This window comes from Helicobacter pylori (assembly GCF_011140715.1).
GTDB classification, from domain to species: domain Bacteria; phylum Campylobacterota; class Campylobacteria; order Campylobacterales; family Helicobacteraceae; genus Helicobacter; species Helicobacter pylori_DA.
This window is the reverse complement of record NZ_SFZZ01000002.1, coordinates 1-536: the sequence shown is the minus strand read 5'-3', so window position 1 is coordinate 536 and position 536 is coordinate 1. Positions and strand designations below refer to the sequence as shown.

The window sequence follows — 536 nt, the reverse complement described above, 5'->3', positions numbered from 1 at the left end:
CCCCCAATCCCACACAAGATGCGCAACAAGATTGTATTATTGAAACGCAACAAGACCCTAAAGAACTGTCTGAGCCTTGCAAAATAGCGCCCCAAAAAACCTCTTTTAATCCAGTGGTTTTTAGAAAAATTAAAAGAAAACTCAACCGCTTTATTGGAAGTATTTTAGCTCGGACAGAAGTGTATAAGAATCTCGTATCAAAATACGATGATCTCACAGGAAAATACGATGATCTCACCAAAAAATACGATGAACTCACCAAAAAATACGATGATCTCACAGGAAAATACGATGATCTCACAGGAAAATACGATGATCTCACCACAAAATACGAATCCTTATTGGCAAAAGAGGTAAACATCAAAGAGACTTTTTGGGAATCTCGCGCTGATAATGAAAAAGAAGCCTTTTTTTTAGAGCATTTCTACCTCACCAGCGTGTATGTGGCCACTACAGCAGGCTACTACCTCACGCCTAAGGGCGCTAAAACTTTTATAGAAGCCACGGAGCGTTTTAAAATCATAGAGCCGGTGGAT

1 protein-coding gene is annotated in these 536 nt (G+C 39.6%); it reads left to right on the top strand.

Annotated elements, in window-relative coordinates; translation table 11 throughout:
* The coding region (locus EWZ81_RS08645; RefSeq protein WP_165548412.1) for a glycosyltransferase family 25 protein at positions 1-536 on the top strand (536 nt) is incomplete at both ends.